Origin of the sequence: Cupriavidus sp. D39 (genome assembly GCF_026627925.1) — a bacterium.
GTDB classification, from domain to species: domain Bacteria; phylum Pseudomonadota; class Gammaproteobacteria; order Burkholderiales; family Burkholderiaceae; genus Cupriavidus; species Cupriavidus ulmosensis.
In genome coordinates, this window is the sequence record NZ_JAPNLE010000009.1 from 2,569,044 (window position 1) to 2,591,396 (window position 22,353).

Genomic DNA, 22,353 nt, shown 5'->3' on the forward strand with positions numbered 1-22,353 from the left:
CTCAATCCCCCTCAATCCCCCTTGAACCCTGAAGCCTTGATCACCGGCGTCCAGCGCGCGGCAAGCGCGTTCGCATACCTGGCAACCTCATCCGGCGCACCACCAGGCAACAGGTCATACCCCGTGCGCCCCAGCTTCTCCCGGACATCCGGCATGGCCAGGACCTTGCGCACGGACTCGTACCATTGCGCGGCCACGTCGGGCGCGGTGCCCGCGCGCACGTACAGCAGGTAACGCGACGAGGTCACCAGGTTTGGAAATCCGGATTCTGCAAACGTGGGCACGTTGGGCAGCGCGTCGGCGCGCTTGTCGCCGGCCACTGCCAGCACGCGGAGCTTGCCCGCGCGGTGGTATTCCATGAAAGTGGTGGTTGCGTCCATGCCGGCCGATATCTGGTTGCCCATCAGGTCCGTGACAAGGGGTCCGCCCCCGCGGTAGGGCACCAGCGTGCTGCCCGTATGGGACTGTGCGACGAACTCCACCGCCAGGAAATGGAGCAGCGTACCAACCGTACTGATGCCAATGGAATGCTCGGAAGGCCGGGCCTTGGCCGCCTGGACAAAATCGGCCAGTGTCTTGATCGGCGAACTTGCACTCACCGCCAGCCCGAACTGAACGCCGGCCACGTCGGTAATCGCCTTGAAATCGGTGACGGGATTGAAGCGCATGTTGTTGTAGATCAGCGGGCCGATGAACATCGGATCCACTGGCGCCAGCAGCACGGCGTTGCCGTCGGCGGGCGCGTTCTTCAGGACTTCCGCCGCCACGCGGGTGCCGGCGCCGGGACGGTTGTCGACGATTACCGTGTGGCCCATCGCGTCCTTGAGTTTCTCCGCCAGCAAGCGTCCCATGAAATCGGCCGGCCCGCCCGCCGGGAACGGCACGATGATGCGCGAGACGGTCTGGCCCCAGGCCGCGCGCGAGATCACGCTGCCGGTACACAGGACGGCGGCGGTACCGGCCAGCATGGCCCGGCGCGAGAGGCGCACGGCGTCGAGAGGGTTGTGGTCGTTCATGCGTTGCTCCTGGTTTGTTTGCGGGGATTACCGGGCGGTGAATGGGGTGAAGTGCGCTGCGTCTTCGATGACCTGGCCTGCTTGCAGCAGCAGGTCTTCCCTGAAGCGCCAGGCCATCAGTTGCACGCCAACAGGGATGCCGCCGGCCATGCCTGTGGGTACCGAGAGCCCCGGCATGCCGAGCATGGCTGTGGCGAGCAGGGGGCTCTGGGCATCGAGCAGCGCGTGTGTTTGTTCCAGCGTGCCGATGTCCGCGTCTTGCGCGCAGGGGCGCTGCCATGACACCGGCATCAGCACCAGCGGATAGTCGTGCAGGAAGACCGACCAGTTGCGCGCCAGTGTCTGGCGCCGCGCCAGCGCATCGAGAAAGCCATCGCGGCTGGTTGGCGCCATGCCCTCGATCATGTTGCGCTGGCTGCGCCACATGGCTTCGTCGCCGTGGTGTTCCACGCCCGCGATGATGTTGCGGCGGCTGTCGTCCGTGATCAGCGTGCGCCATAGCGCCGCGGCTTCGAGGAAATCGGGCAAGGCGGCGTCTTCCACCGCGTAGCCGGCTTGCTGTAGCCATTGCGCGGCACTGTCCAGCGCCTGGCTGACCGCAGGATCGATGGGGATGCCCGGGCAATGCTTGAAGAGCGCCACTCGGATCGGGCCCACGGGTGGCGGCAACTCCAACGGCGCCGGTACCCACGCTGGATCGCGCGCGTCGTAGCGGGCCATGGCGTGATAGCCGAGCCGCAGGTCGGCCATGCTGCGGGCCATGGCGCCCTGCACCGACATCAGTTGCGGCGTGATGCTGCGCTCGGCGCTTGCGCTGGGGTTGTAGGCGGGCACGCGGCCTACCGTCGGCCGCAGGCCGGGCACGCCGCACGCATAGGCCGGATAGCGGATGGAGCCGCCGATGTCGTTGCCATGGGCTAGCGCGCCCATGCCGCAAGCCACCGCGGCAGCGGCGCCGCCACTGGAGCCGCCGGGCGTGATATCCGCATCCCAGGGGTTGAGCGTGCGGCCGTGCAGGCCGTTGTCCGTGAACCAGCGCGACGAGTAGGTGGCCGTATTGCTGCGGCCGACGATGATGGCGCCGGCATGGCGCCAGTGCGCCACCTCGGGCGCATCTTCGCGCGCGATGTTGTCCTTGAGCGGGATCACGCCGTTGGTGGTGGCGTGTCCCGCCTGGTCCACGTTGATCTTGATGGTGACCGGCACGCCGTGCAGCGGGCCGAGCTGGGCGCCGCTCGCGACCAGCTGGTCGGCCGCATCGGCACTCCCCAGCGCTTCCTCGGCCAGCACCTCTGCCAGCGCGTTGATGCGCGGGTTGAGTTGTGCGATGCGTGCAAGCACGCTGGCCGTGGCCTCGCGGCACGAGATGTCGCGGCTGCGCACGGCGGCGGCGATGTCGACGGCGCTCCAGCGCCACAGCGTTTCGGGGGTGTTCACGTTGGGACTCCAGGAATTTCGGGCAAAAGGATCCCGCCCCCATGCAAAGCGGGAGTTCGGCGAGGCGGACGGTGGGTGCCGGCGGGCAAAGCCCGCGCGACGGCGGGTTAGTCGCTCGGGTGCATCAGCAGGCTTCCCCGGTCGACGCGTGATTCGGCCTCAAGGGCGAGGGCTTCGGCGTGCTCCATATGCTCGTGCATGAGCGCGCGCGCACGGTCGGCATCGCGCGCGCGGAAGGCGTCCATCAGGCCCGAGTGGCTGTGGATGATTTCGTCGTCGAAGCGGTCGAAGCTCTCCTGCGCGTTGCGCACGACAATCACGCGGCGAATGATGTCGTTGAGCAGGCGGCAGAACAGCGCCAGCATGGGGCTGCTGCACGCATCGGTCAGCCGGTCGTGAAACAGCAGGTCCGCTTCGCGCCGCTCGTTCCAGTCCGCGCTGCCGCCGTGCGCCGGATGGCTCAGGCCGATCAGCGCATCGAGATCGGCCAGGTCGGCGTCGGTCAGGCGCAGTGCCACGTTGGCAGCCAGCTCGGGCTCCACCGCGCGCCGCAAGGCGTAGAGCGTGGCGATATCGACCGGCTGGAAGTAGAGGAAGTTGGAGACGGCTTCCAGGCAGCGGTCGTACGAAGGCTGCGCCAGCGTGGCGCCGCCGTTGGGCCCGGTGCTGACGGTGACCAGGCCCTGCACCTGCAAGGCGGCCAGCGCCTCGCGCACGGTCCCGCGCGCCACGCCCATCTGCTCGATGAGCGCGGCCTCCTGCGGCAGCTTGTCCCCCACCTTCTGGTGCGTCTGGACGATCCAGCGCTTGATGTCGGTGACCACCTGGTCGGAGCGCTTCACGCGCCTGGTGCCCGATATCTTGGGCTTGGGATCCTTTGACATCACTTGCAGCCTATTTATGATCATAATTATCATGATTATGATCGGCTGGCTGGTTCTTCCAATACGGGTATTCCCTGCGGCGTGGCCCAGCGCCTACAGGTCCTGCGCCCCGCAGGCCCGCTCGGCACCCGCAGTCGCCTGCGCATTGCCAACCAGGGCCAGCAACCCACGCTATAGAGCGTGGTGGATTTCGTGCTTGAGGCTGGGATCGGCTGCGGACATGGTGGCTCGGAGTCCGCCTGAAGGGCGTGGGCTGTTGTGCCGGAGGGAGGATTGCGGCGGCGAGCCCTACGGCGGATGGCGCAGCTATCATTTGCCTGGTGCCCAAATGACGGCAAGCAAAAAAATGAACCGTGAGATCACCGACGCAGCCACGCTGCGGGACGCGCTATCAGAGTTGGGAGCGGATGACATCGATCACCATGGTCGCGCGCTGTCCGCGCATCTGCTCGGAACCTATGCGCTTCTTGGCGCCTGGGGCAATCCCCACTTCGTCGCGTTAGCTGGGGCGTTCCACAGCATCTATGGCACGGAAGAGTTCGCGGCCAAGGCACAGCCGCTTTCGCGCCGCGGGACGATTGCTGGCCTGATAGGGACCGAGGCGGAGAACCTTGCCTACTCCTTCTGCATCGCCGACCGGAGAGCGCTATACAACGTGCCGATCGAGGGCCCATTTCACATTGTTGCGCCAGAGCATGGGCATCGGGTTGCCATCAGCAGAGGCACCTATGCAGCGCTGTTGGAAATCGAGGTGGCCAATATTGTCGAGCAAGCCGCAAACCAGAAGGGCGTTTCTCAAGCCGTGGTTCAATTCTGGCTGCGCGCATTTGAGTCACGGCGGCCGTTTCTTTCGAGTGGCGCCGTTGCGGCTTATCGGGTGGTACTAGCTGATTACGAGGTTCGTGGGGTGTAGAAAAGCCCGCGCCAGCCAGGGACGTCCCCCGGCACCAATGCACTCCATAGACAAGCCTGCCATGCCAGAGACCCTGAAAATCCGGAAAGCAACCAAGGCAGATGCCCCGGCGCTTTGCTCTGCCGAGCGGACAACAGCCGCCACCCCGGCCTGCTTGTATCGCGGCAACATGAGTTCCATGAATCCGCATTCGAGCAAAAGATCGAAGCCCTATCGACAAAGGGCTCCTATCTCGTAGCCGAGGTCAACGGGGAGCCGGTTGGCCACGCGCTGCTGGAGCCGTTGGGACTGGAATCCGTTGCGCACGTCTTCACGCTGACGATCGTCGTCCATCCCGGGCACCTTGGCCTTGGGATCGGAACCGCGCTGATGGCGGCACTGCTGGCATGGGCGGATCGCACACTGGCCGTCGAAAAGATAGAACTGCGCGTGCGCGAGACCAATAGGCGGGCTCGCATTCTCTATGCGCGTTTTGGCTTTGTTCAGGAGGGACGTTTCGAGAAGCGGATACGTCTGCCCGATGGGTCATATCTGGCCGATATCTCCATGGCCAGATTTCCTCAGCCTGAATAGAGGCCAATTGGCGCCCCCGAAAGCGAAGCTGGAGACACCCGACGCCGGCCACCACGCGCCCAACTGGCTGCCACGCGTTGGTGACTCGCCCGGCACCGCCTACACTTCGCGACACCAGCCGGCGTTTCATCGCAGCGACCTGCCCACCGCACAGGTGTGCGCCGAACATGAGCACCATCGCGTTTCCGACAAGACTCTGACAAGACTGGAAGCCCACCATGCTCACCGGAATCCTCCACCACACGCCCCTCCGGGTCTGGGCCTTGCTCGCGGGCCTGATCGCGCTCGGCCTCTCGCAAACCGTCCCCAGGCGGATGACGCCGGCCCGCGCCACGGCAGTGCCCATCGCCATGGCACTGGTCTCGCTGGGCGGTGTCATCTCGGCCTTCTCGCGGCAGCCGCTCGCGCTGCTTGGATGGGGAGTCGGCGTGGCTGCCGCCATGACGCTGGCCAATGCCATCGGCTCGTGGAACGGCATTCGCTGGCTGGAGGCGGATCGCCGCCTGATGGTGCCCGGCAGCTGGGTGCCGCCGGGGTTGATCCTCTGCCTGTTCATCACCCGCTTTGCCGTGAACGTTGCCATGGTGGTGAACGCCGGCTTGCTGTGGCATGGTGGCGTAGCGATGCTGATCGGCTTTATCTACGGTGCCGTTAGCGGTATCTTTCTGTCACGCAGCCTGGTCACCTGGAGGCTGACCCGGCAGGCTATGCCCAACAGCGTGCCGGGCTGATCACTCAGGCCGCCACGGAAGCCAGCAACCGCTGTCCCGAACCACGTCCAGGCCTGCAGTCATGAACGCACTCGAGAAGTTTCAGCTGTTTATCGCGGCCCCGTCGGTGCTGGCATTCGCCTTGATCGAGGCCATCATCCTGTCGCGCCGCCAGCGTTACGACTGGCGGGCGTTCGGGGTGTCGGCGCTGGACCTGGTGGCGCGCATTGCGGTGGGGATTGCCTTGCCGCTATCGATCGCGGCGCCACTGGTGCGCCTGGCTTTCGAGCACCGCTTGATGACGATCCATCCCAGCGGCTGGATCGCGCTGCCGCTGCTCTTTATCGGGCAGGAGTTCTGCTACTACTGGTATCACCGTGCGGCGCACAGGGTGCGATGGTTCTGGAGCAACCACGCGGTGCACCACTCGCCGAACCAGCTGAACCTGTCGGCTGCGTTTCGCATCGGGATTCTCGGCAAGCTGACGGGCACGGCGCTGTTCTTTGCGCCGCTGGCGTGGATCGGCTTCGAGCCGCGGATTGTGTTTGCCGTGTTGTCGCTGAACCTGCTTTATCAGTTCTGGATACATGCGACGTGGATTCCGCGGCTGGGCTGGCTGGAGGGGATCATCAATACGCCGTCGGCGCACCGGGTGCATCACGCGTCCAACCTTGAGTATCTGGATGCGAACTATGGCGGTGTGCTGGTGGTGTTCGATCGCTTGTTTGGCACCTACGTGAAGGAGCGCGCAGACCTGCCCTGCCGGTATGGCCTGGTGCATCCGATCGAGAGCGTGAATCCGCTGCGGATCGAGTTCACGCAGTGGGTGCATCTGTTGCGCGACCTGGCCGGGGCGCGCAGCCTGCGCGCGTTCCTCGGGTACTTGTTCATGCCGCCGGGCTGGGCGCCGCATGGCGAGGGCAATACCACGGCGGAACTACGCGCGCGGCGCCCGCAGGCCGAGATGTCGCGGGGGTTGCCGGTGGCTGACATCCGGCCACAGCGCATCACGCGCTATCCCGCTAAGGAACTGGCCTGGCTGTGGCGCGAACTGCGGATTGGCGTGCCGGTGGCGTTCGGCGCCGCCGGCTTCTTCACCATCTTGTTCCGCGAGCCGTTTGGCGCGAGCCTGGCCTATTCCCTCTGCATCACGGTGATGATCCAGCTCCTGATAAAGGTGGGCCGCTATGGACTGCTGCGCTGGCTGCCGGATCACTCGGCAGGGGCCACTCCCGGCGCGCCCGCCACGCAGCGGCGCTGGCCGGACTGGAAGTGGATGGCCCCGTGGATTGTCGTGTCGGGCGTGGCGGGCTACTTCGGCGGGCATGCGATCGGCGACGTGCTGACCGGCGGCCGTGGCGCGCCGGCGGATCTGGCGCAGAATCCGCGCGCCCTGCTGCTGAGCATGACGGTGGTGCTGGTGCTGGCATTCGCCATCTCCTACTTCCACTATGCACGCGGCCGCCTGGCGGCGGCGGAGGCACGCACGCAGGCGGCCATGCGCAGCGCCGCGGAGAATCAGCTGCGGCTGCTGGAGTCGCAACTGGAGCCGCACATGCTGTTCAATACGCTGGGCAACCTGCGCGTGATGATCGGGCAGGACCCACAGCGCGCGCAGGTGATGCTGAACCAGGTGATCTCGTTCTTGCGCGCCACGCTGCAGGCGTCGCGCTCCGGCTCGCATCCGCTGTCTTGTGAGTTCGATCGCATCGCGGACTATCTGGCGTTGATGCAGGTGCGCATGGGCGCGCGGCTGCAGATCGAGCTCGATCTGCCCGCCGGCCTGGCCAGCCTGCCTGTGCCGCCGCTGCTGCTGCAACCCTTGGTGGAGAACGCCATCAAGCACGGGCTGGAACCCATCGTCGCGGGCGGCTGGATCAAGGTGACGGCGCGCCGCGAAAGCGGCATGTTGGTGCTCGGCGTGCGCGACACCGGCGTGGGCTTGAGCGAGTTGCCGCCCGGCTCGGATTGCTTTGGCACATCGCAGGTGCGCGAGCGGCTCGCCCAGCTCTATGGCAAAGCGGCGAGCTTCCAGTTGCTGGCTGCCGGCGATGACGACGGCGGCACGCTGGCCACCGTGCGCCTTCCGCTATCCTGACTGACTGCTGCCCACCCTGCCCGATATCGCCTCCATGCAAACCACTGCCCTGATCGCCGAAGATGAAGCTTTGCTCGCCGCGGACCTCCAGGCGGAGCTGGCCCGCTTGTGGCCGGCGCTGAACATCGTCGCGACCGTAGGCGACGGCGAGGCCGCCGTGGCGCAGGCGCTCGCGCTGCAGCCTGATCTGCTGTTCCTGGATATCCGCATGCCGGGCATGAGCGGACTGGAGGCGGCGCAGACCCTTGCCGAGGATTGGCCCGACCCGGCCAAGCCGTTCCCCCTGATCGTCTTCGTGACGGCTTACGACAAATACGCCTTGCACGCGTTCGAGCATGCAGCCGTCGACTACGTGCTGAAGCCCGTGCAGGCCGACCGCCTGGCAAAACCTGCGCGCGCCTGCAAGCCACGTTGCAGCAGCGTGCGGCCCCCAGGCCGCACCGCCATCGCTGGACGCCACCATGGATCAATTGCGCGCGCTGCTTGGCGTCGGGATGCCCACGGCGCTCGCCGCGCCGGCCGCCAGCCCGTTGCAGGTGATCCAGGCGAGCGCCGGCAATACCATCACGATGGTGCCGATCGGCGAGGTGCTGTATTTCGAGGCCGCGGACAAGTATGTGCGGGTGGTCACCGCGCAACGCGAGCACCTGATTCGCATGTCGCTGCGGGAGCTGCAGATGCGGATCGATCCGGCGTGCTTCTGGCAGGTCCACCGCAGCACCATCGTGCGCTGCACGGCCATTGCCAGCGCGCTGCGCGATGACAGCGGCAAGCTCACCCTGACCTTGCGCGACCGGCCGGAAAAGCTGGGCGTCAGCCGGCTTTATGCGGACGCGTTCAAGGGGATGTAGGTGCCATGCCGCCGTAGCCGCATCTGCGCCCGTTCTACAGCCGCCCCCTATGTTCGTTCCCGCACTGACCGAAGGACAAGGTAGTGCATAGATAGAGCCACTTTGCCCAGCAAGTCACATGACTGCGCCTCATCGCATCGAGAGCGGGGCGCTTGGAGCGACAGATGGCACATCTTCCTGATAGTCCCGGCGACGAACACGAAAGCGAAATCACGCTGGTGCTCAATATGGAGCCCGAGGTATTCATGGGGGTGCGCGATGAATTTCTCGCACGCCTTCACGCGGTACTCGGGGTGGAACCTGGCGCCATCGAGATCACCAGCATCCGGCACGGTTGCACCAAGGTATCGCTAAAGAGCAGCAGCAAGATCGCCGCCAGGATCCTGGCGCTGGCGAACGCGTCCGCGCTGGCCGAGCAGGAGGAGTCGGAATTCCGCATCTGCTTTCGCGTGCGCTCCGGTCACTTCAGCGAGCACGAGGTGCTGATCCGGCGCGACGGGCGCGAATTCACGTGGCTCCATCTGTCGGACGTGCACTTTGAAACCGCTGCGAACGCCCATGCGGGCAGCCAGGACCGCGTGAAGAAGGCGTTCCTGGACGATCTCGAATCCGTCCTTGACGATGACGATCTCAAGCCGGATGCCGTCTTTGTCACCGGCGACATATCCAAGACCGGGACGCCCGCGGAGTTTGACAAGTCCTTTGATTTCTTCACGCAATTGCGGGATAAGCTACCCAACAAGGGGGCTCGCTTCCTGTTTGTCCCGGGCAATCACGATGTCGACCGGGGCGTCGTCAAACGCTTCACCCGGGAAGAGGAAAGCGCCAAATCCCGGCTCACCGGCAACGAGGCGATCATCGACTACCTCACCTCCCCGGCCTGCAAGGACGATCGCGATCGCGTGTTTGCCAGGCTGGAGAACTATTTCGTTTTCCTTGGCAAATGCCAGGCGCTGGGCCAGCCCGCCGTCAATCACGGGTACTTCTACACCGACAAATGGCAGCACAGCGGCATCACCGTTGGCGTAGCAGGCATGAACTCGGCCTGGCGCTGCAGCTCTGACGGGGATCGCGACAACCTGATACTTGGCGTGCCGCAGATCGACGCCAGCATCGACGGGCTGGCCGGCGCGGATCTGCGCATCTTGCTGCTGCATCATCCCGCGGAGTCGGACTGGTTTATCCGCGACGACATTCTTTACCAACGGGCAAAGCTGGGATCGTTCGATTTCGTGCTTCGCGGGCATGAGCACGATCCGCACGGCGCGTCCCTGCGGCAACTGGATGCGGATCCGAATTTCCGCTTCGCCGCCGGTGCGCTATACACGCACGAGAAGTACCCAAAGAGCTTCAACGCTGTGCGGGTGAACCTGGATCACGGATCCGCACGCCTGTTTTACTGGCGCCTGTCGACGGGAAAAATGGAATGGGTGCGGGACGTGGATTTCCACAGGGATGGCAGCATCCAGTTTCCGCTCGGCCAGAAGATCAAGGCGCGCCTGGCGGCGCGGGCTTGACCGCATCCACAGGCGTGGCGGGCGCTTGCGCGCCACGCCCGCCCTCCCTTGCCCGGCCACATCTTGTACGGCGCGGCTCACGGCAGCCTGCAGCGCTGGCCTGCTATCGGCCAGCGCGCTCCCCTTCAGGCTGGCCCGATGGGCGTGAACGGCGAGCAGCTTGCATGCCAGGCGCATCTGGAGATCATGTGCTCCGGCGATAACCCGATACCAGCAAGGCTATCCCCTCCCGTATGATCCTGCGCTGGTGTCTGGGTGTCACCGACTTCTTGCGCAGCGTGTTGGCGCCGCACCATCATTTCCGGCCGGATTTATGCCCGCCCGCGCACACTGCGCGGCGTTGGGCCGTGGCATGCCGCGTGCGTAGTGAAGGGGAGCGCCGAGCCCGGCGCTCCTCCACCACAACCCACTCAGGAGAGAACCATGTCCACCCTATCCATCGGGAACCTGCCCCGTCTCAGCGAACTTGAGCAGGCCGCCCGGATTGCCGTGACCGGCGGCACCGGCGTCTACCCCATGCCCATGATCATCCGCAGGGAGCCCGGCTATGGCGAGTTTCCGAAGCTGCCCGAGATGCCAGGAATGCCAGCGATGCCAGAAATGCCCGCGGTCCTGCGGCCGTTCCCGTGCGGCTCGCCGATCTATCACGGGCCAATGATGGGGCCCGACTCCGGCGAGCCCAAGGTCATTCCGCTATGACCTTTTCCCCGTTGCCCCCTTCAACCCCACAAGATCCAAGGCCGCATAGATGCCGAACCCCGCTTTCAAGGAGCACGCCATGCACAACAAATCTGCCAATGCCGCCATCACCGCCGCCGCCGCGCTTGCGGCCGCTTTGCTCGCCGGTGCCGCCCAAGCCGCCACCCCACAAGACCGCGCCCTCTACGGTGACCGTGACGGTGACCGTTACGGCTACAATTTCCATGTCGGCAAAGTCGACCCGTACACCGACGGCGGCCGCACCGCCAAGTTCGACTCGTTCGGCGAAGGCGCACGCCAGGTCGACCCGTACACCGATGGTGGCCGCACCATCGCCGGGATGGACCGCAGCGGCGTATCGTCCGATCCGGCGCGCAACTTCGACGTCTACACCGACGGCGCCAGGGCCTGAGTGCCGGCCAGCGAGCGAAAGCACGCATCGCCGTGCTTTCGCTCGATCAGGCTCAGGATTTCAGCACGGGCGGTTCCAGGTTCCACAGCTTGCTGTCGCTGGTGGACACCGCCACGGCGCCTTCCCGGATCGCGCTGCGGATATCGTCCTTGTTGCAGACGAACCCCGAGGTCACGATGGGCGGCGGCGCCTTGCGGTCCTGGGTGGAAAGATGCGCGAACCGCCAGGAATTTTGCGAGTATCAGCGGGCGAACGCGGCCCCAATTGCGCGACTTGCGAAGCGGCAAGCTGCAGGTTCCGCGTCATGGGCCCGATCCCGGCGCTCAATGCGGAATTGGAAAATGCGTCAAGGAACAAGCCTCCCAGCGCGAGCCACCAGATAAAGCCGGCTCTGCCTTTTATGCCCGGGCATGCATCAATAATGTCAAGAAGAGGAATCCCAGCGGCAAGCGCGCTTTTTCCCGCCTCTATCAGTACGATGTATGACGGTCTGTCGGCAGGCGCATGACCTGAATTTCCGGTCCAGTACGGGTTTCGCAGGAACTTGCTACATTGCTGACTGCTGGCAAAAAGGCGGCCTCACATTGCCGCCTCGCTCACCTCGCACCGACAGACCAAGGAGACATCAAATGCACGCCGCACTTCAACTTCGTTCGCAAATCAAGAGCAGCGGTGAACTCGAGCTGTCGCTAGACAGCATCGACACGCCGCACCCCGGCCCGGATGAAGTGCTCATCCGCATTGAAGCCTCTCCCCTCAACCCGTCCGATCTCGGCCTGCTGTTCGGCGCGGCCGACATGCGCACGGCCAAGGCCAGCGGCACGGCCGACCGCCCGGTGGTCACCGCGCGTGTGCCCGAGGGCGCGATGCGCAGCATGGCGGGACGCATGGATGCATCCATGCCGGTAGGCAATGAGGGCGCGGGCGTGGTCGTCGAGGCAGGCTCGTCCGCCGCGGCGCAAGCGTTGCTCGGCAAGACCGTGGCGGCCGTTGGCGGCGCGATGTACTCGCAGTACCGCTGCATTCCCGCGGACCAGTGCCTGGTCCTGCCCGAGGGCGCCACGCCCGCCGATGGCGCGTCGTCATTCGTCAATCCGCTTACCGCGCTGGGCATGGTCGAGACCATGCGGCGTGAAGGACATAGCGCGCTGGTGCACACCGCCGCGGCCTCCAACCTGGGCCAGATGCTCAACCAGATCTGCCTCAAGGATGGCATCAAGCTGGTGAACATCGTGCGCAAGCAAGAGCAGGCAGACCTGCTCAAGGCACAAGGCGCGGTCTATGTTTGCAACGCCGCATCGCCCACGTTCATGCAGGACCTCACCGAGGCGCTCGTCGCCACCGGCGCCACGATCGCGTTCGACGCCACGGGCGGCGGCAAGCTCGCCGGCCAGATCCTCACCTGCATGGAAGCGGCCTTGAACAAGACGGCCCGCGAATACAGCCGCTATGGCTCCACCACCCACAAGCAGGTCTACCTCTATGGCGGCCTGGACACCAGCCCGACCGAGTTCAACCGCAACTTCGGCATGGCGTGGGGCATGGGCGGCTGGCTGGTGTTTCCGTTCCTGCAGAAGCTCGGGCGCGAGCGGGCGGACGAACTGAAGCAACGCGTGGTGGCAGAGCTGAAAACCACCTTTGCCAGCCACTACTCGAAGGAGATCTCGCTGGCCGAGGTGCTGAACCTGGATATGATCGCGGCCTACAACAAGCGCGCGACGGGGGAGAAGTACCTGATCAACCCGAACAAGGGCCTGGCCGGGTAAATCATCCCGGGGCGCCTGGCGCGCCCACGGTGCCAAGAATCAGCCGTTGCGCCGCAGCCAGCGGCGCGGCGCTGCCGGCCGGCAATGGGTGAGCGCGTTCCAGCTCCGCGGCGTTGTGGAAGCTCACCCAGGTGCTGCCTTGGCCGTCATCGCGCACCAGCACGCGCAAGGGCAAATCCAGCGCAACGCTCGGTGCCGCGAGCATCAACGGCGTTCCCCCTTTGGGGTTGCCGAAAATCAGCACCTGCGTGGGCGGCATCGCCAGCCCGGCATTGCGGGCGGCCTCGGCATGGTCGATCCGCGCGAAGATCGTCATGCCTTTGTCCTTGAAGGCCGCGAGCAGGCGCTCCACGGTCGTCTGAAAATCGTAACGGCTGGGGAAGGTTTCCATGACGTTGCCTTGTTGGTTGCCTGAATCACTGTATATCCCCGCCTCTCGCCTGCCGCGTATAACCTCGGACAGGGCCTTGAATGAAGTGCGCGATCAGGACCCCGGCATGAGGCGGAGCGCATCATTCATCACAGCAAGCCGGGCGGCATACGTTTTTTGCTCCGACACATAGCCTTCATAAATGCGATTGATTTACATTTACAATTAGCTGTATCGCGCCCCAGTGGCAACAATCAGGTAACGGTGCCCCGGGGCAGAGCGGTTCGCTCACCTGCCGGCGTCATAGTTCCGATCGAACGTCGCTTAAATCACGCAAGCCATGCCGCCGACTCCTGACCAATCCGCCTTGTCCGCCATGCCCGCCCTGCCCGCCAACCCGCGGCTTGCCCCGCCGGCAATGCCGCGCCTGGCCTACCTGGGCGCCGGCGCCCTGGTCGCGGTTGGCTACATGGATCCCGGCAACTGGGCCACGGCCATCTCCGGCGGCGCCAGGTACGGCTATAGCCTGCTGGCGGTCATTGCGGCGTCCAGTCTCGTCGCCATGCTTCTGCAGTGGATTGCCGCGCGCGTCGGCGTGGTCACCGGGCGCGACCTGGCGCAACTCAGCCGGGAACGGTTCTCCCGGCCCGTGGTGCTCACCCTGTGGGTGGGCAGCGAGATCGCCATCATTGCCTGCGACGTGGCCGAGGTGGTCGGCTGCGCCGTGGCGCTGCAACTGCTGCTGCACGTGAACCTGTGGGTCGGCGTGCTGATCTCGGCGGTGGCCACCGTGGCCATGCTGGCCGTGCACCGCGAAGGGCGGCGCACGCTGGAAGCGCTGGTCGGCACGCTGATCCTGCTGGTGGCGCTGTGCTTCGTCGCACAGTTGGCGATGGCGCAGCCGGACTGGGCGGCGGTCGCCGACGGCTTCGTCCCCACGCCGGAACTCGTGCGCGATGCGGGCATGCTATGGCTCGCCGCCGGCATCGTGGGCGCCACCGTGATGCCGCACAACCTTTACCTGCACGCCTCACTGGTACGCAAGCACAGCCCTGGCACCGTGCAAGGACAGCCGCCTTCGTCCACCGCACCGGCACTGGTGCAGGCGCTGCGCGGGGTCAGCATGGACACCTTCGGCTCGCTCACCTTCGCCTTCCTGATCAATGCCGCGCTGCTGATCGTGGCGGCGGCGGTGTTCCACGCCAGCGGCATGACCCAAGTGGCCGACCTGGCCGACGCGCATCGCTTGCTCGACCCCTTGCTGCATTCCCGATGGGCCAGCTTGTTGTTCGCCGCCGCGCTGCTCGCCTGCGGCCTCAACTCGACCCTCACCGGCACGCTCGCCGGGCAGGCGGTGATGGAGGGCTTCCTCAACCTGCGCATGTCGCGCATGCGCCGCGCGCTGCTGACGCGCGGCCTGGCGATCGTGCCCGCCCTGGTGGCAGTCGGCGTCTTCGGCCAGCATGGCTCGGCGGAACTGCTGGTGGCCAGCCAGGTGGTGCTCAGCATCAGCCTGCCGCTTGCCGTGCTGCCGCTGATCGGGTTCGCCTCCCGCGCCGACCTCATGGGCGCGTGGCGCGTGCGCGGCCTGCCGCTGGCGCTGGCGTGGCTGAGCGCGCTCGCCATCCTGTTGCTGAACTGCGCGTTGCTGTGGCAGAGCGTGATGGCGTGATGCCGCGCGCTAGACACCAAGCGCCGGGACGATCGCGGTCCCCCTCCACCTGTCTTGAAATGAACCCCGTTGCGGCCTAGCTTAAAGCTATCGGCGAGGGGAGCGGCCAGGTTGCAGTGGGAGATGAGCATGCCAAGTCCAAAGGAAGTCGCGCAAGCCACATACGATGCGTATCGCCGGGGCGATATCGACACCATCATGGGGTTCATGGCTGAGAAGGTCGACTGGAAACTGGTCGGTCCACCCAAGCTCATGCGCTATGCCGGGCAGCGCGAGACGCACCCGGAGATTCGTCGGGTGTTCGACCAAATGGCGGAGGACGACACCATACAAGTATTCCAGGAGCGCGAGTTCATCGAGGCGGGCGACGAACTCGTCGTACTGGGCTTCGTGAAAGGGTACACAGTGCCAGCGGGCAAGTCCTTCGAAACCGAATGGGCGCATGTCTTCACGATCCGCAACGGCAAGATTACGCGCTGGCGCGGCTTCTACGATACAGCTACCCGATGCTGCTAGCGCGCTAGCGTGCTGGCGCGGTGTTGCGCCGCCATGACCGGCGCAGGGTAGCGCGGGCGTCCGATTTACAATCGAGGAATTCAGCACCGGATCGAATGTCCAGAGGGGATTCTTTTGCTTAAGGTTTGGGGGCGGCGCAGTTCATTCAACGTGCAAAAGGTGCTGTGGCTGATCGGCGAGCTCGATCTTGCGCACACGCACATACCGGCCGGCGGCAGTTTCGGCATCAACGAAACGCCTGGCTTCCTGGCCATGAATCCGCATGGCAAGGTGCCTGTCATCGACGATGGCTGCACGGTCGTCTGGGGTTCGCACAGCATCTTGCGATGCCTTGCCGCCCGCCATGGCCGCCCCGGTTTCTGGGACGAAGATGCCGGCAGGCGCTCCGCGAGCGGCCGCCGCTTCCCTATGTGGAGGCATGGTACGAGCGGCTCAAGCAACGTCCCGCCTATCGCGAGCACGTGATGGTTCCGTTCGATGAATTGCGCGGGCGGCTCGACTACTGATTGACCGATCGCGCGCCAAACCAAAAACAAGAAGCACAGAGGAGACTACCCATGCCCCACCCGTTGATCCGCATCACCCTGCTGTCCGCCGCCCTTCTGCTCGCCTCCATCTCCGCCCTCCCCGCCCATGCCGACATCCGCGTGGGCATCGACGTTTCCACCACCGGCCCCGCCGCCTCCATCGGCATCCCGTCCAAGAACACCGTGATGATGTGGCCGCAAACCCTCGGCGGCCAGCGCGCGCAGTACGTGATCCTGGACGATGGCTCCGACCCGGCAGCGGCCGTGCGCAATGTGCGCAAGCTGATCTCCGAGGAGAAGGTGGATGTGGTGGTGGGCCCCAACATCACGCCCACCGCCATCGCCGCGCTGGATGCCGTGGCGGAAGGTGAGACGCCGATGGTGGCGCTGGCGGCATCGGCCGCGATCATCGAGCCGCAGTCGGACCCCAAGCGGCGCTGGGCGTTCAAGATGCCGCAAAACGATTCGCATATGGCCACGGTGCTCACCGAGTACATGGGCAACCATGGCGTGAAGACGGTGGGCTTCATCGGCTTCAGCGATGCTTACGGCGAGAGCTGGTGGCGCGAGTTCTCCAAGCTGGCGGACGTGCGCAAGCTCAAGGTGGTGGCCAACGAGCGTTTCTCGCGCAACGACACTTCGGTGACCGGGCAGGTGCTCAAGCTGATGGCGGCCACCCCGGATGCGATCCTGATCGCCGGCGCGGGCACGCCGTCGGTATTGCCGCAGAAGACCCTGGCCGAGCGCGGCTACAAGGGGAAGGTCTACCAGACGCACGGCATCGCCACCTGGGATTTCCTGCGGGTGGGCGGCAAGGATGTCGAGGGCACGCTGTTCCCGACCGGGCCGGTGGTGGTGGCGCGGCAACTGCCGGACAACCACCCGGTGAAGAAGGTGGCGATGGATTTTGTGACACGCTATGAAGCGAAGTACGGCGTGGACAGCATCACGCAATTCGCCGGCGATGCCTGGGGCGCCTGGATGCTGCTGGACGACGCCGCGCGCCGTGCCGGCAAGAGCGGCGCGCAGCCGGGCACGCGCGAGTTCCGCCACGCCATGCGCGATGCGCTGGAGACGACCACCAACCTGACCATTCCCAATGGCGTGATGAACCTGAGCGCGAAGGACCATCAAGGCTTCGACCAGCGCTCACGCGTGATGGGTGTGATCCGCGACGGCAAGTTTGCCTACGCGTCCGACAAGTAAGGAAGCTTTGACATGAGCAATACGAGCAATACGAGCGGTATGAACGTTATGACGATTGGCTTTATCGGCCTTGGCGCCATGGGCACGCCGATGGTGCGCCGCCTGCTCGCCGGCGGCCACGCCGTGCGCGCCTTTGTACGCCGCCCCGAAGCCGCCGACATGGCCCGCGCGCTTGGCGCCGTGCCCTGCACAACACCGGCGGAGGCCGCGCGCGGCGCTGCGGTGGTGTTCACCAACGTCACGTCATCGGAAGACGTGCAGGCCGTGCTGCTGGGCGAGCACGGCGTGATCGAAGGCGCGACGCCAGGCACCATCTGCATCGACCACAGCACCATCTCACCCATCGTCACCCGGGAGATCGCCACACGGCTGGCCGAGCGCGGCATCGAAGCGCTGGACTGCCCCGTCTCGGGCGGCACCGTGGGCGCCGAGGCCGCAAGCCTCACCATCATGGTGGGCGGCAAGGCCGAGATGCTGGAACGCGTGCGGCCCCTGCTCGCGCTGCTGGGCAAGACCATCACCCATATCGGCGACCACGGCGCGGGCCAGGTCGCCAAGCTGTGCAACCAGATCGCGCAGGTGGTCAATATCGAAGGCATCGCCGAAGCCATGCGCTTCGCGCAGGCGCAGCAGGTCGACAGCGGCCGCGTGCTGCAAGCCATGGCCACCGGCATGGCCGGCAGCCGCATGCTCGACATGATGGGGCCGAAGATGGTGGCGCACGACTTTGCCCCCGGCATCGAGGCGCGCCTGCACGACAAGGATTTCGGGCTGGCCGCCCAGATCGCGCAGCAGCTCGGGCTGGAACTCCCGGCCATGCAAGCCACCTCGCGCCAGCTCGCCACGCTGATGGACAAGGGCTGGGGCAAGGACGATACGTCGTCGTTGTTGCGGGTGCTGGAGGGCTGAGGGGCTAAGCCACCCCCATCATCCGCCGCACGGCAAGCAGCAACGGGCTGTCCCGGTCGGCGAAATCATCCATCACGTTGAAGTGGTGCCTGCCGGGCATCGGCACATGCGCCGAGCCCGGTGCCGCCGCGTTGGCGGGCCAGCCGGCGCGCAGCAGGTCCGTCTGCCGGTGGTATTCCTCCGGTTCCAGGCCGCCCACGGCGGTTACCAGCAGGGCATCCGTGGCCGGAGGCAGGAAGGCCGGCGAGAGCCGGTCCACATCCCCTTCCGACAGCTTCAGGTCCACCTGCAGGAAGTCCGCGCGGCGCAGCGGCTCCAGGTCGTGCAGGCCGCTCACCGAGACCACGCCCTTGACCAGGTCGGCCGGCAGGTCGCTGCCCACCCGCTGCCACAGCGTGGTGAGCATCATCGCGGCCATCTGGCCGCCGACCGAATGCCCGGCCACGAAGATGCGCGACTTGTCATGGCCAAGCCGGTCCGCCTCGCGGTACAGCCACGCCACGCTGCGCACCGCCTGCAGCAGGATGGTTTCCACGCTCACCGCCGGGCACAAGGAGTAATTGGTCACCGCCACCGAGACGCTGCAGTGGGGCAGCGCGTTGGCCACCAGGCTGTGGTCGCGCTTGTCCAGCGCGCGCCAGTAGCCGCCGTGCAGGAACACCAGCAGCGGCGGCGCCTGGCCGGCAACGGCGCCAGGTTCGGCGGGGAAGTAATCGAGCCGCTCGTCCGCGTCGTGCGGGCCGGGCTCGGCGCCGGCATAGCTCAGGTCCTCCAGCCAGCCGGCGCGCTCGCGCACCTGCCGGGACATCTGCGCCCAGCGCGCCATGTGGACGACGTTGTCCGGCACCTGGGCGCGGCTGTTGTACTGGACCGCGAAGTAGGCGGGATCCTCCGACGGCAACTGGGCAAGGCTGGCAAGGGACGGCAGGGCTGGCATGGTGCTCCGGCATGAAGGGGAAAAGCCGGGCGGCGGCGCGGCTGCGATAATGCTATGCGAGTTCGCACACCGCCAGGTATCGACAGAATCCCGGATATAGCAACACCAGCACATCACCGTCGCACCGCCCATGGTCGTCAAACGCCATCTGCGCGCCGGCCAGGACCAGCAGCAAGGTCCGCCCGCCGGCGCCTCGCCCAGCACCCTGCCGCCCTGCCCCCTGTGCGGGCGCGCGATGGTGCCCGGCCCCAGCACCGACCTGCACCATCCCGTGCCGCGCAGCCAGGGCGGGCGCGCCGCCGTGGCCATGCACCGGGTCTGCCACCAAAAGATCCACTCGGTCTTCACGGAAACCGAGCTCGCCCAGGCCTACCACGACTGGCAACGCCTGCGCGGCCACCCCGCCATGGCGGACTTCATCCGCTGGATCGCCCGCAAGCCGCCTGAATACTACGATCGGAGCCGCGCCACGCGGGCCAGGCGAGCCCGGTCGGGAGGCCCTGGCCGGGGCTAGTTGTGACCGGGCGGAATTTGCGGCATAATTCCCGGCTCAGCACCATGCTGGCACGCCGGTTCGTCGGCAAATCAGCCAGCATCCACTCAGCCCGGGTGGTGAAACAGGTAGACGCAGGGGACTCAAAATCCCCCGACGAAAGTCGTGTCGGTTCGAGTCCGACCCCGGGCACCATCAACTTAGGCGCAAAGCCTTATCCCATAAGCCTTTCAGGGCAGTTCAGTCGTGTTTCTGTGGTAACTTCAGTGGTAAGTTGCCCATGCTAATTCAACACGGCGTCATCTCCATCACCTTGAAATACTGCTATCTCCGCTCTGGGGTCTACTACTTCCAGCGGCCCATCCCACGCGACCTCCAGACGCACTACGGTAAGAAGCTGATGAAGGCCAATCTCCGCACGTCTGACATGGCTACGGCGGCGCGAACGATTGACCGCATGAACAAGCAGCTTGAAGCCGATTGGGCGATGCTCCGCGCTGACCCCAGCTCCTCGCTTAAGGCCACGAGGAAACACGCTGAAGCGTTCCTAGCGTCTTGGGGTGTCGCCCCCACTGGGGAGCGCGATGAGACCACCGAGGCTGCCATCGCGCTCCTACATGACTACCTAGACGGAAAGCGCGAAGCTCACGCAGAAGGCGACGAGAAAACGTACCGGACCGCGAACGGAGCCGAATACCTCACTCCGGTCGAGAGCACCGCCATGCAGATGCTCGCTGGCACTCTCAAGCCCACCCTTAGCGATATGCTGGACCTCTACCTAGAGACCCACCAGAAGCGGGGAGATGAGAAGTTTGAGGCCTACGCCAAACGGGCTTTTGGGGGACTACTGGCGGCAGTCGGAGATAAGGCCATCGATGATCTGACGCGCGACGATGCGCGCTTGTACATCGCCAAGCAGCTGGAAAAGGGAAACAAGACCACCACAGTTCGCAGACGCCTGAACACCTTCAAAGCGGCCATGACCATCTATATCCGCGAAAAGGAGATACATCGGGCCAACCCTTTCGAGGCCATCCGAATTGCGGCTGAAGGGTCTGACGCTGAGGGCCGGGAGCCATTCACAGCGGTGGAACTGGCTACGCTGGCGAAGAAATGCAAGGACCATGACGATGACATGCGGTGGCTTCTTGCAATTCTTGCAGATACTGGTGCGCGGCTTTCGGAGATTGCTGGGCTCACGCTCGCGGAGATTGATCTGAAGGCCGAAGTTCCGCACATCGTGCTTGAGAAGCAGCCTTGGCGCGGCCTAAAGAATGACTGGAGCGTTCGCGCAGTCCCTCTTTTGGGTCTCGCCCTGTGGGGAGCACGGCGCGCGATTGAATCCGCAAAGCCCGGGCAGCGCTTTGCCTTCCCCCGCTACACCTCAGAAGCTGGCTGCCGAGCTGAGTCAGCATCCGCAGGCCTTGCCAAGTGGCTCCGCACGAATGGGCTTGATCACACCGTACATGAACTGCGCCATACCATGGCCGACCGCCTACGGGAGGTGAATTGTCCTGAGGAGGTACGCCACTCTATAGGCATCTCCTTATACAGAAGTCATGAGTCCTCAGCCCGTAGCGCCAGGATCATGAACGCAGCATCCATGGTTCGCTGCATGCCGATCCAGATCGTTTTGGCGCCGGGCTCGCCATCACTCTTGCGGCCCAGGAAACCACCCAGTGACGCGATCAAGCGAATCATTTGATTGAGCGTGACGGGCGTCTTTGGACGCGCCTTCTTCGCGAGTAGATACGCGCCTCGTATCTCATCGGCATCAAAAAATAGCGACGCGTCCAGGTCAGGGCAGGTTCTGCCCAAACGCATCAGCCGGGCAACGCGCCACGCCACGACCATGTAAAACACCAGAGCCCGTTCCACGCGGTCCATGTGGGATAACTGTAAAGCTTCCACCTTGCACCCGTTCTTCAGGACATTGAAGAACATTTCAATCTCCCACCGGGCTCGATACCAATCGATCAGCTCGACGACGGCATCTGTATCTTGCGCCTCCCGGTTGGTCAGCAGTCGCCACACGACAGGGGTAACGCCTGCCGGGGCGCCGATCTCCTGGGCCACAATGCAGGTGACGGCGGGCCCCGTCTTACCCGGCAGCTTCACGCGTTGCGCACGTAACTCCTGCTTGACCTCGCGCGCCTTCTGGCCTGCGCGCCCCGGCAGGATGAAGCCGATCTCCCCCAGAGCTTCGCTGGCGTCTACCGTGTCCCACAGCTTGCCTGTCTCACCAAGGCTGCGGTTGTGTTGGGAACGTATCAGCCAGTCTGCAGGATTGCCGAGCTCATTAGCACGCTCCATCATCGCAGCGATATCGCCTTCCCGATCCGCCACGTAGACCAGGCGAGTCTCAGGCAACATCGCGGCCTGTTCTGCAACGCGTTCGTAGCTTTCAGTCCACCGTACGCTCTCTGTAATACCAACCCGCTGCCCGTTTGCATCCAGCGGCTCCCGGGCCCACATCCAGGCGTCGATCACACCGAGTGGTTCCCGATCCGGCGTCACAGCATAGGTCGGATGGAGATACATCCCCTCTGCGCTTCGTAGCTCAAGGGCCCGAGCCCATCGATCTCCTGGCCGTTAAAGTTCAGCTCGGTCGTGTCTGCAATGCACAGCACCACCGGGAATTGCCGCGCCCGCCCTGCCGTGCGCTCCCAATGCGGCTGCATCATGTCTGTCCACTCGACTTCCTCGTTGCCGAAAAATCGATAGGCAGCGATGGTCTCTGCCCAGTCCTCGCATGCGCCCGGAATGCTCGCAGTCGGCCTCGCAGCCAGTCGCTTCAGCAGCCCCTTCGCCCGTCGGTCCCGCCTTGGATCGCCAAGATCCAGCACC

At 65.2% G+C, this 22,353-nt stretch carries 18 protein-coding genes, 1 tRNA gene and 6 pseudogenes; 17 read left to right on the forward strand and 8 right to left on the reverse strand.

Annotated features, from left to right (window positions below; genetic code table 11):
* Positions 1-11 precede the first annotated feature (11 nt).
* The 3 genes from OMK73_RS24065 to OMK73_RS24075 form a co-directional block, all read right to left on the reverse strand.
* On the reverse strand, positions 12-1,016 hold the full coding sequence (locus OMK73_RS24065) for a Bug family tripartite tricarboxylate transporter substrate binding protein (RefSeq protein ID WP_267604235.1): 1,005 nt from the start codon (positions 1,014-1,016) through the stop codon (positions 12-14).
* A 27-nt stretch (positions 1,017-1,043) separates the two neighbouring features.
* Complete coding sequence (locus OMK73_RS24070) at positions 1,044-2,453, reverse strand: amidase family protein (protein WP_267604236.1); 1,410 nt, start codon at positions 2,451-2,453, stop codon at positions 1,044-1,046.
* Between the two features lie 107 nt (positions 2,454-2,560).
* Entirely contained in the window at positions 2,561-3,337 is a 777-nt protein-coding gene (locus OMK73_RS24075) for a FadR/GntR family transcriptional regulator (RefSeq protein ID WP_267604237.1), read from the reverse strand.
* A gap of 328 nt (positions 3,338-3,665) precedes the next feature.
* Here OMK73_RS24075 and OMK73_RS24080 point away from each other — a divergent pair, with 328 nt between their 5' ends.
* The 8 genes and pseudogenes from OMK73_RS24080 to OMK73_RS24120 all read left to right on the forward strand — a co-directional run bounded on the left by OMK73_RS24080 (position 3,666) and on the right by OMK73_RS24120 (position 11,110).
* The gene (locus OMK73_RS24080; protein WP_267604238.1) at positions 3,666-4,250 is read left to right on the forward strand and encodes a DUF6817 domain-containing protein; all 585 of its coding nucleotides are present in this window, start codon (positions 3,666-3,668) and stop codon (positions 4,248-4,250) included.
* Positions 4,251-4,364: 114 nt separating this feature from the next.
* On the forward strand, positions 4,365-4,823 hold the full coding sequence (locus OMK73_RS24085) for a GNAT family N-acetyltransferase (protein WP_267604239.1): 459 nt from the start codon (positions 4,365-4,367) through the stop codon (positions 4,821-4,823).
* A 218-nt stretch (positions 4,824-5,041) separates the two neighbouring features.
* Complete coding sequence (locus OMK73_RS24090; RefSeq protein ID WP_267604240.1) at positions 5,042-5,554, forward strand: DUF6622 family protein; 513 nt, start codon at positions 5,042-5,044, stop codon at positions 5,552-5,554.
* 61 nt (positions 5,555-5,615) lie between these two features.
* Positions 5,616-7,631: a sterol desaturase family protein gene (locus OMK73_RS38410; RefSeq protein WP_324291763.1), complete on the forward strand. Its 2,016-nt coding sequence runs from the start codon at positions 5,616-5,618 to the stop codon at positions 7,629-7,631.
* 34 nt (positions 7,632-7,665) lie between these two features.
* Positions 7,666-8,482 (forward strand): annotated as a pseudogene (locus OMK73_RS39345) (LytR/AlgR family response regulator transcription factor).
* A 164-nt stretch (positions 8,483-8,646) separates the two neighbouring features.
* Positions 8,647-9,999 carry a metallophosphoesterase family protein gene (locus OMK73_RS24110; protein WP_267604241.1) on the forward strand — a complete coding sequence of 451 codons (1,353 nt, stop codon included), beginning with the start codon at positions 8,647-8,649 and terminating at the stop codon, positions 9,997-9,999.
* 423 nt (positions 10,000-10,422) lie between these two features.
* Positions 10,423-10,698 (forward strand): hypothetical protein, encoded by a 276-nt coding sequence (locus OMK73_RS24115; protein ID WP_267604242.1) that lies wholly within the window; start codon positions 10,423-10,425, stop codon positions 10,696-10,698.
* A 79-nt stretch (positions 10,699-10,777) separates the two neighbouring features.
* Entirely contained in the window at positions 10,778-11,110 is a 333-nt protein-coding gene (locus OMK73_RS24120) for a hypothetical protein (protein WP_267604243.1), read from the forward strand.
* Between the two features lie 52 nt (positions 11,111-11,162).
* Here OMK73_RS24120 and OMK73_RS24125 read toward each other — a convergent pair.
* Positions 11,163-11,327, reverse strand: a pseudogene (locus OMK73_RS24125) (glycerol-3-phosphate responsive antiterminator); the annotation flags it as partial.
* A gap of 1 nt (position 11,328) precedes the next feature.
* A pseudogene (locus OMK73_RS24130) lies at positions 11,329-11,581 on the reverse strand (hypothetical protein); the annotation flags it as partial.
* Positions 11,582-11,739: 158 nt separating this feature from the next.
* Here OMK73_RS24130 and OMK73_RS24135 point away from each other — a divergent pair.
* Complete coding sequence (locus tag OMK73_RS24135; protein WP_267604244.1) at positions 11,740-12,876, forward strand: zinc-binding dehydrogenase; 1,137 nt, start codon at positions 11,740-11,742, stop codon at positions 12,874-12,876.
* A 1-nt stretch (position 12,877) separates the two neighbouring features.
* Here the strand turns inward: OMK73_RS24135 and OMK73_RS24140 are convergent, their stop codons facing one another.
* On the reverse strand, positions 12,878-13,267 hold the full coding sequence (locus tag OMK73_RS24140) for a DUF302 domain-containing protein (protein ID WP_267604245.1): 390 nt from the start codon (positions 13,265-13,267) through the stop codon (positions 12,878-12,880).
* A 355-nt stretch (positions 13,268-13,622) separates the two neighbouring features.
* Here OMK73_RS24140 and OMK73_RS24145 point away from each other — a divergent pair, with 355 nt between their 5' ends.
* From OMK73_RS24145 to OMK73_RS24165, 5 genes and pseudogenes are all read left to right on the forward strand, one after another.
* Positions 13,623-14,918, forward strand: a complete 1,296-nt coding sequence (locus OMK73_RS24145) for an Nramp family divalent metal transporter (RefSeq protein WP_267606497.1) — start codon at positions 13,623-13,625, stop codon at positions 14,916-14,918.
* A 129-nt stretch (positions 14,919-15,047) separates the two neighbouring features.
* Positions 15,048-15,434 (forward strand): nuclear transport factor 2 family protein, encoded by a 387-nt coding sequence (locus OMK73_RS24150; protein ID WP_267604246.1) that lies wholly within the window; start codon positions 15,048-15,050, stop codon positions 15,432-15,434.
* A 114-nt stretch (positions 15,435-15,548) separates the two neighbouring features.
* Positions 15,549-15,940, forward strand: a pseudogene (locus tag OMK73_RS39350) (glutathione S-transferase).
* 51 nt (positions 15,941-15,991) lie between these two features.
* Entirely contained in the window at positions 15,992-17,167 is a 1,176-nt protein-coding gene (locus tag OMK73_RS24160) for an ABC transporter substrate-binding protein (protein WP_267604247.1), read from the forward strand.
* 39 nt (positions 17,168-17,206) lie between these two features.
* Positions 17,207-18,076 carry an NAD(P)-dependent oxidoreductase gene (locus tag OMK73_RS24165; protein WP_267606498.1) on the forward strand — a complete coding sequence of 290 codons (870 nt, stop codon included), beginning with the start codon at positions 17,207-17,209 and terminating at the stop codon, positions 18,074-18,076.
* A gap of 4 nt (positions 18,077-18,080) precedes the next feature.
* Here OMK73_RS24165 and OMK73_RS24170 read toward each other — a convergent pair whose 3' ends face one another.
* Entirely contained in the window at positions 18,081-19,013 is a 933-nt protein-coding gene (locus OMK73_RS24170; protein ID WP_267604248.1) for an alpha/beta hydrolase, read from the reverse strand.
* A gap of 130 nt (positions 19,014-19,143) precedes the next feature.
* Between OMK73_RS24170 and OMK73_RS24175 the strand changes: the two genes are divergently transcribed.
* The 3 genes and pseudogenes from OMK73_RS24175 to OMK73_RS38425 form a co-directional block, all read left to right on the forward strand.
* The gene (locus tag OMK73_RS24175) at positions 19,144-19,527 is read left to right on the forward strand and encodes an HNH endonuclease (RefSeq protein ID WP_267604249.1); all 384 of its coding nucleotides are present in this window, start codon (positions 19,144-19,146) and stop codon (positions 19,525-19,527) included.
* Positions 19,528-19,616: 89 nt separating this feature from the next.
* Positions 19,617-19,701: transfer RNA gene (locus OMK73_RS24180), tRNA-Leu, on the forward strand.
* Between the two features lie 85 nt (positions 19,702-19,786).
* Positions 19,787-21,004, forward strand: a pseudogene (locus OMK73_RS38425) (phage integrase); the annotation flags it as partial.
* A 59-nt stretch (positions 21,005-21,063) separates the two neighbouring features.
* On the opposite strand, the pseudogene OMK73_RS24190 reads toward OMK73_RS38425, so the two are convergent.
* Positions 21,064-22,349, reverse strand: a pseudogene (locus OMK73_RS24190) (IS4 family transposase).
* Positions 22,350-22,353 lie beyond the last annotated feature (4 nt).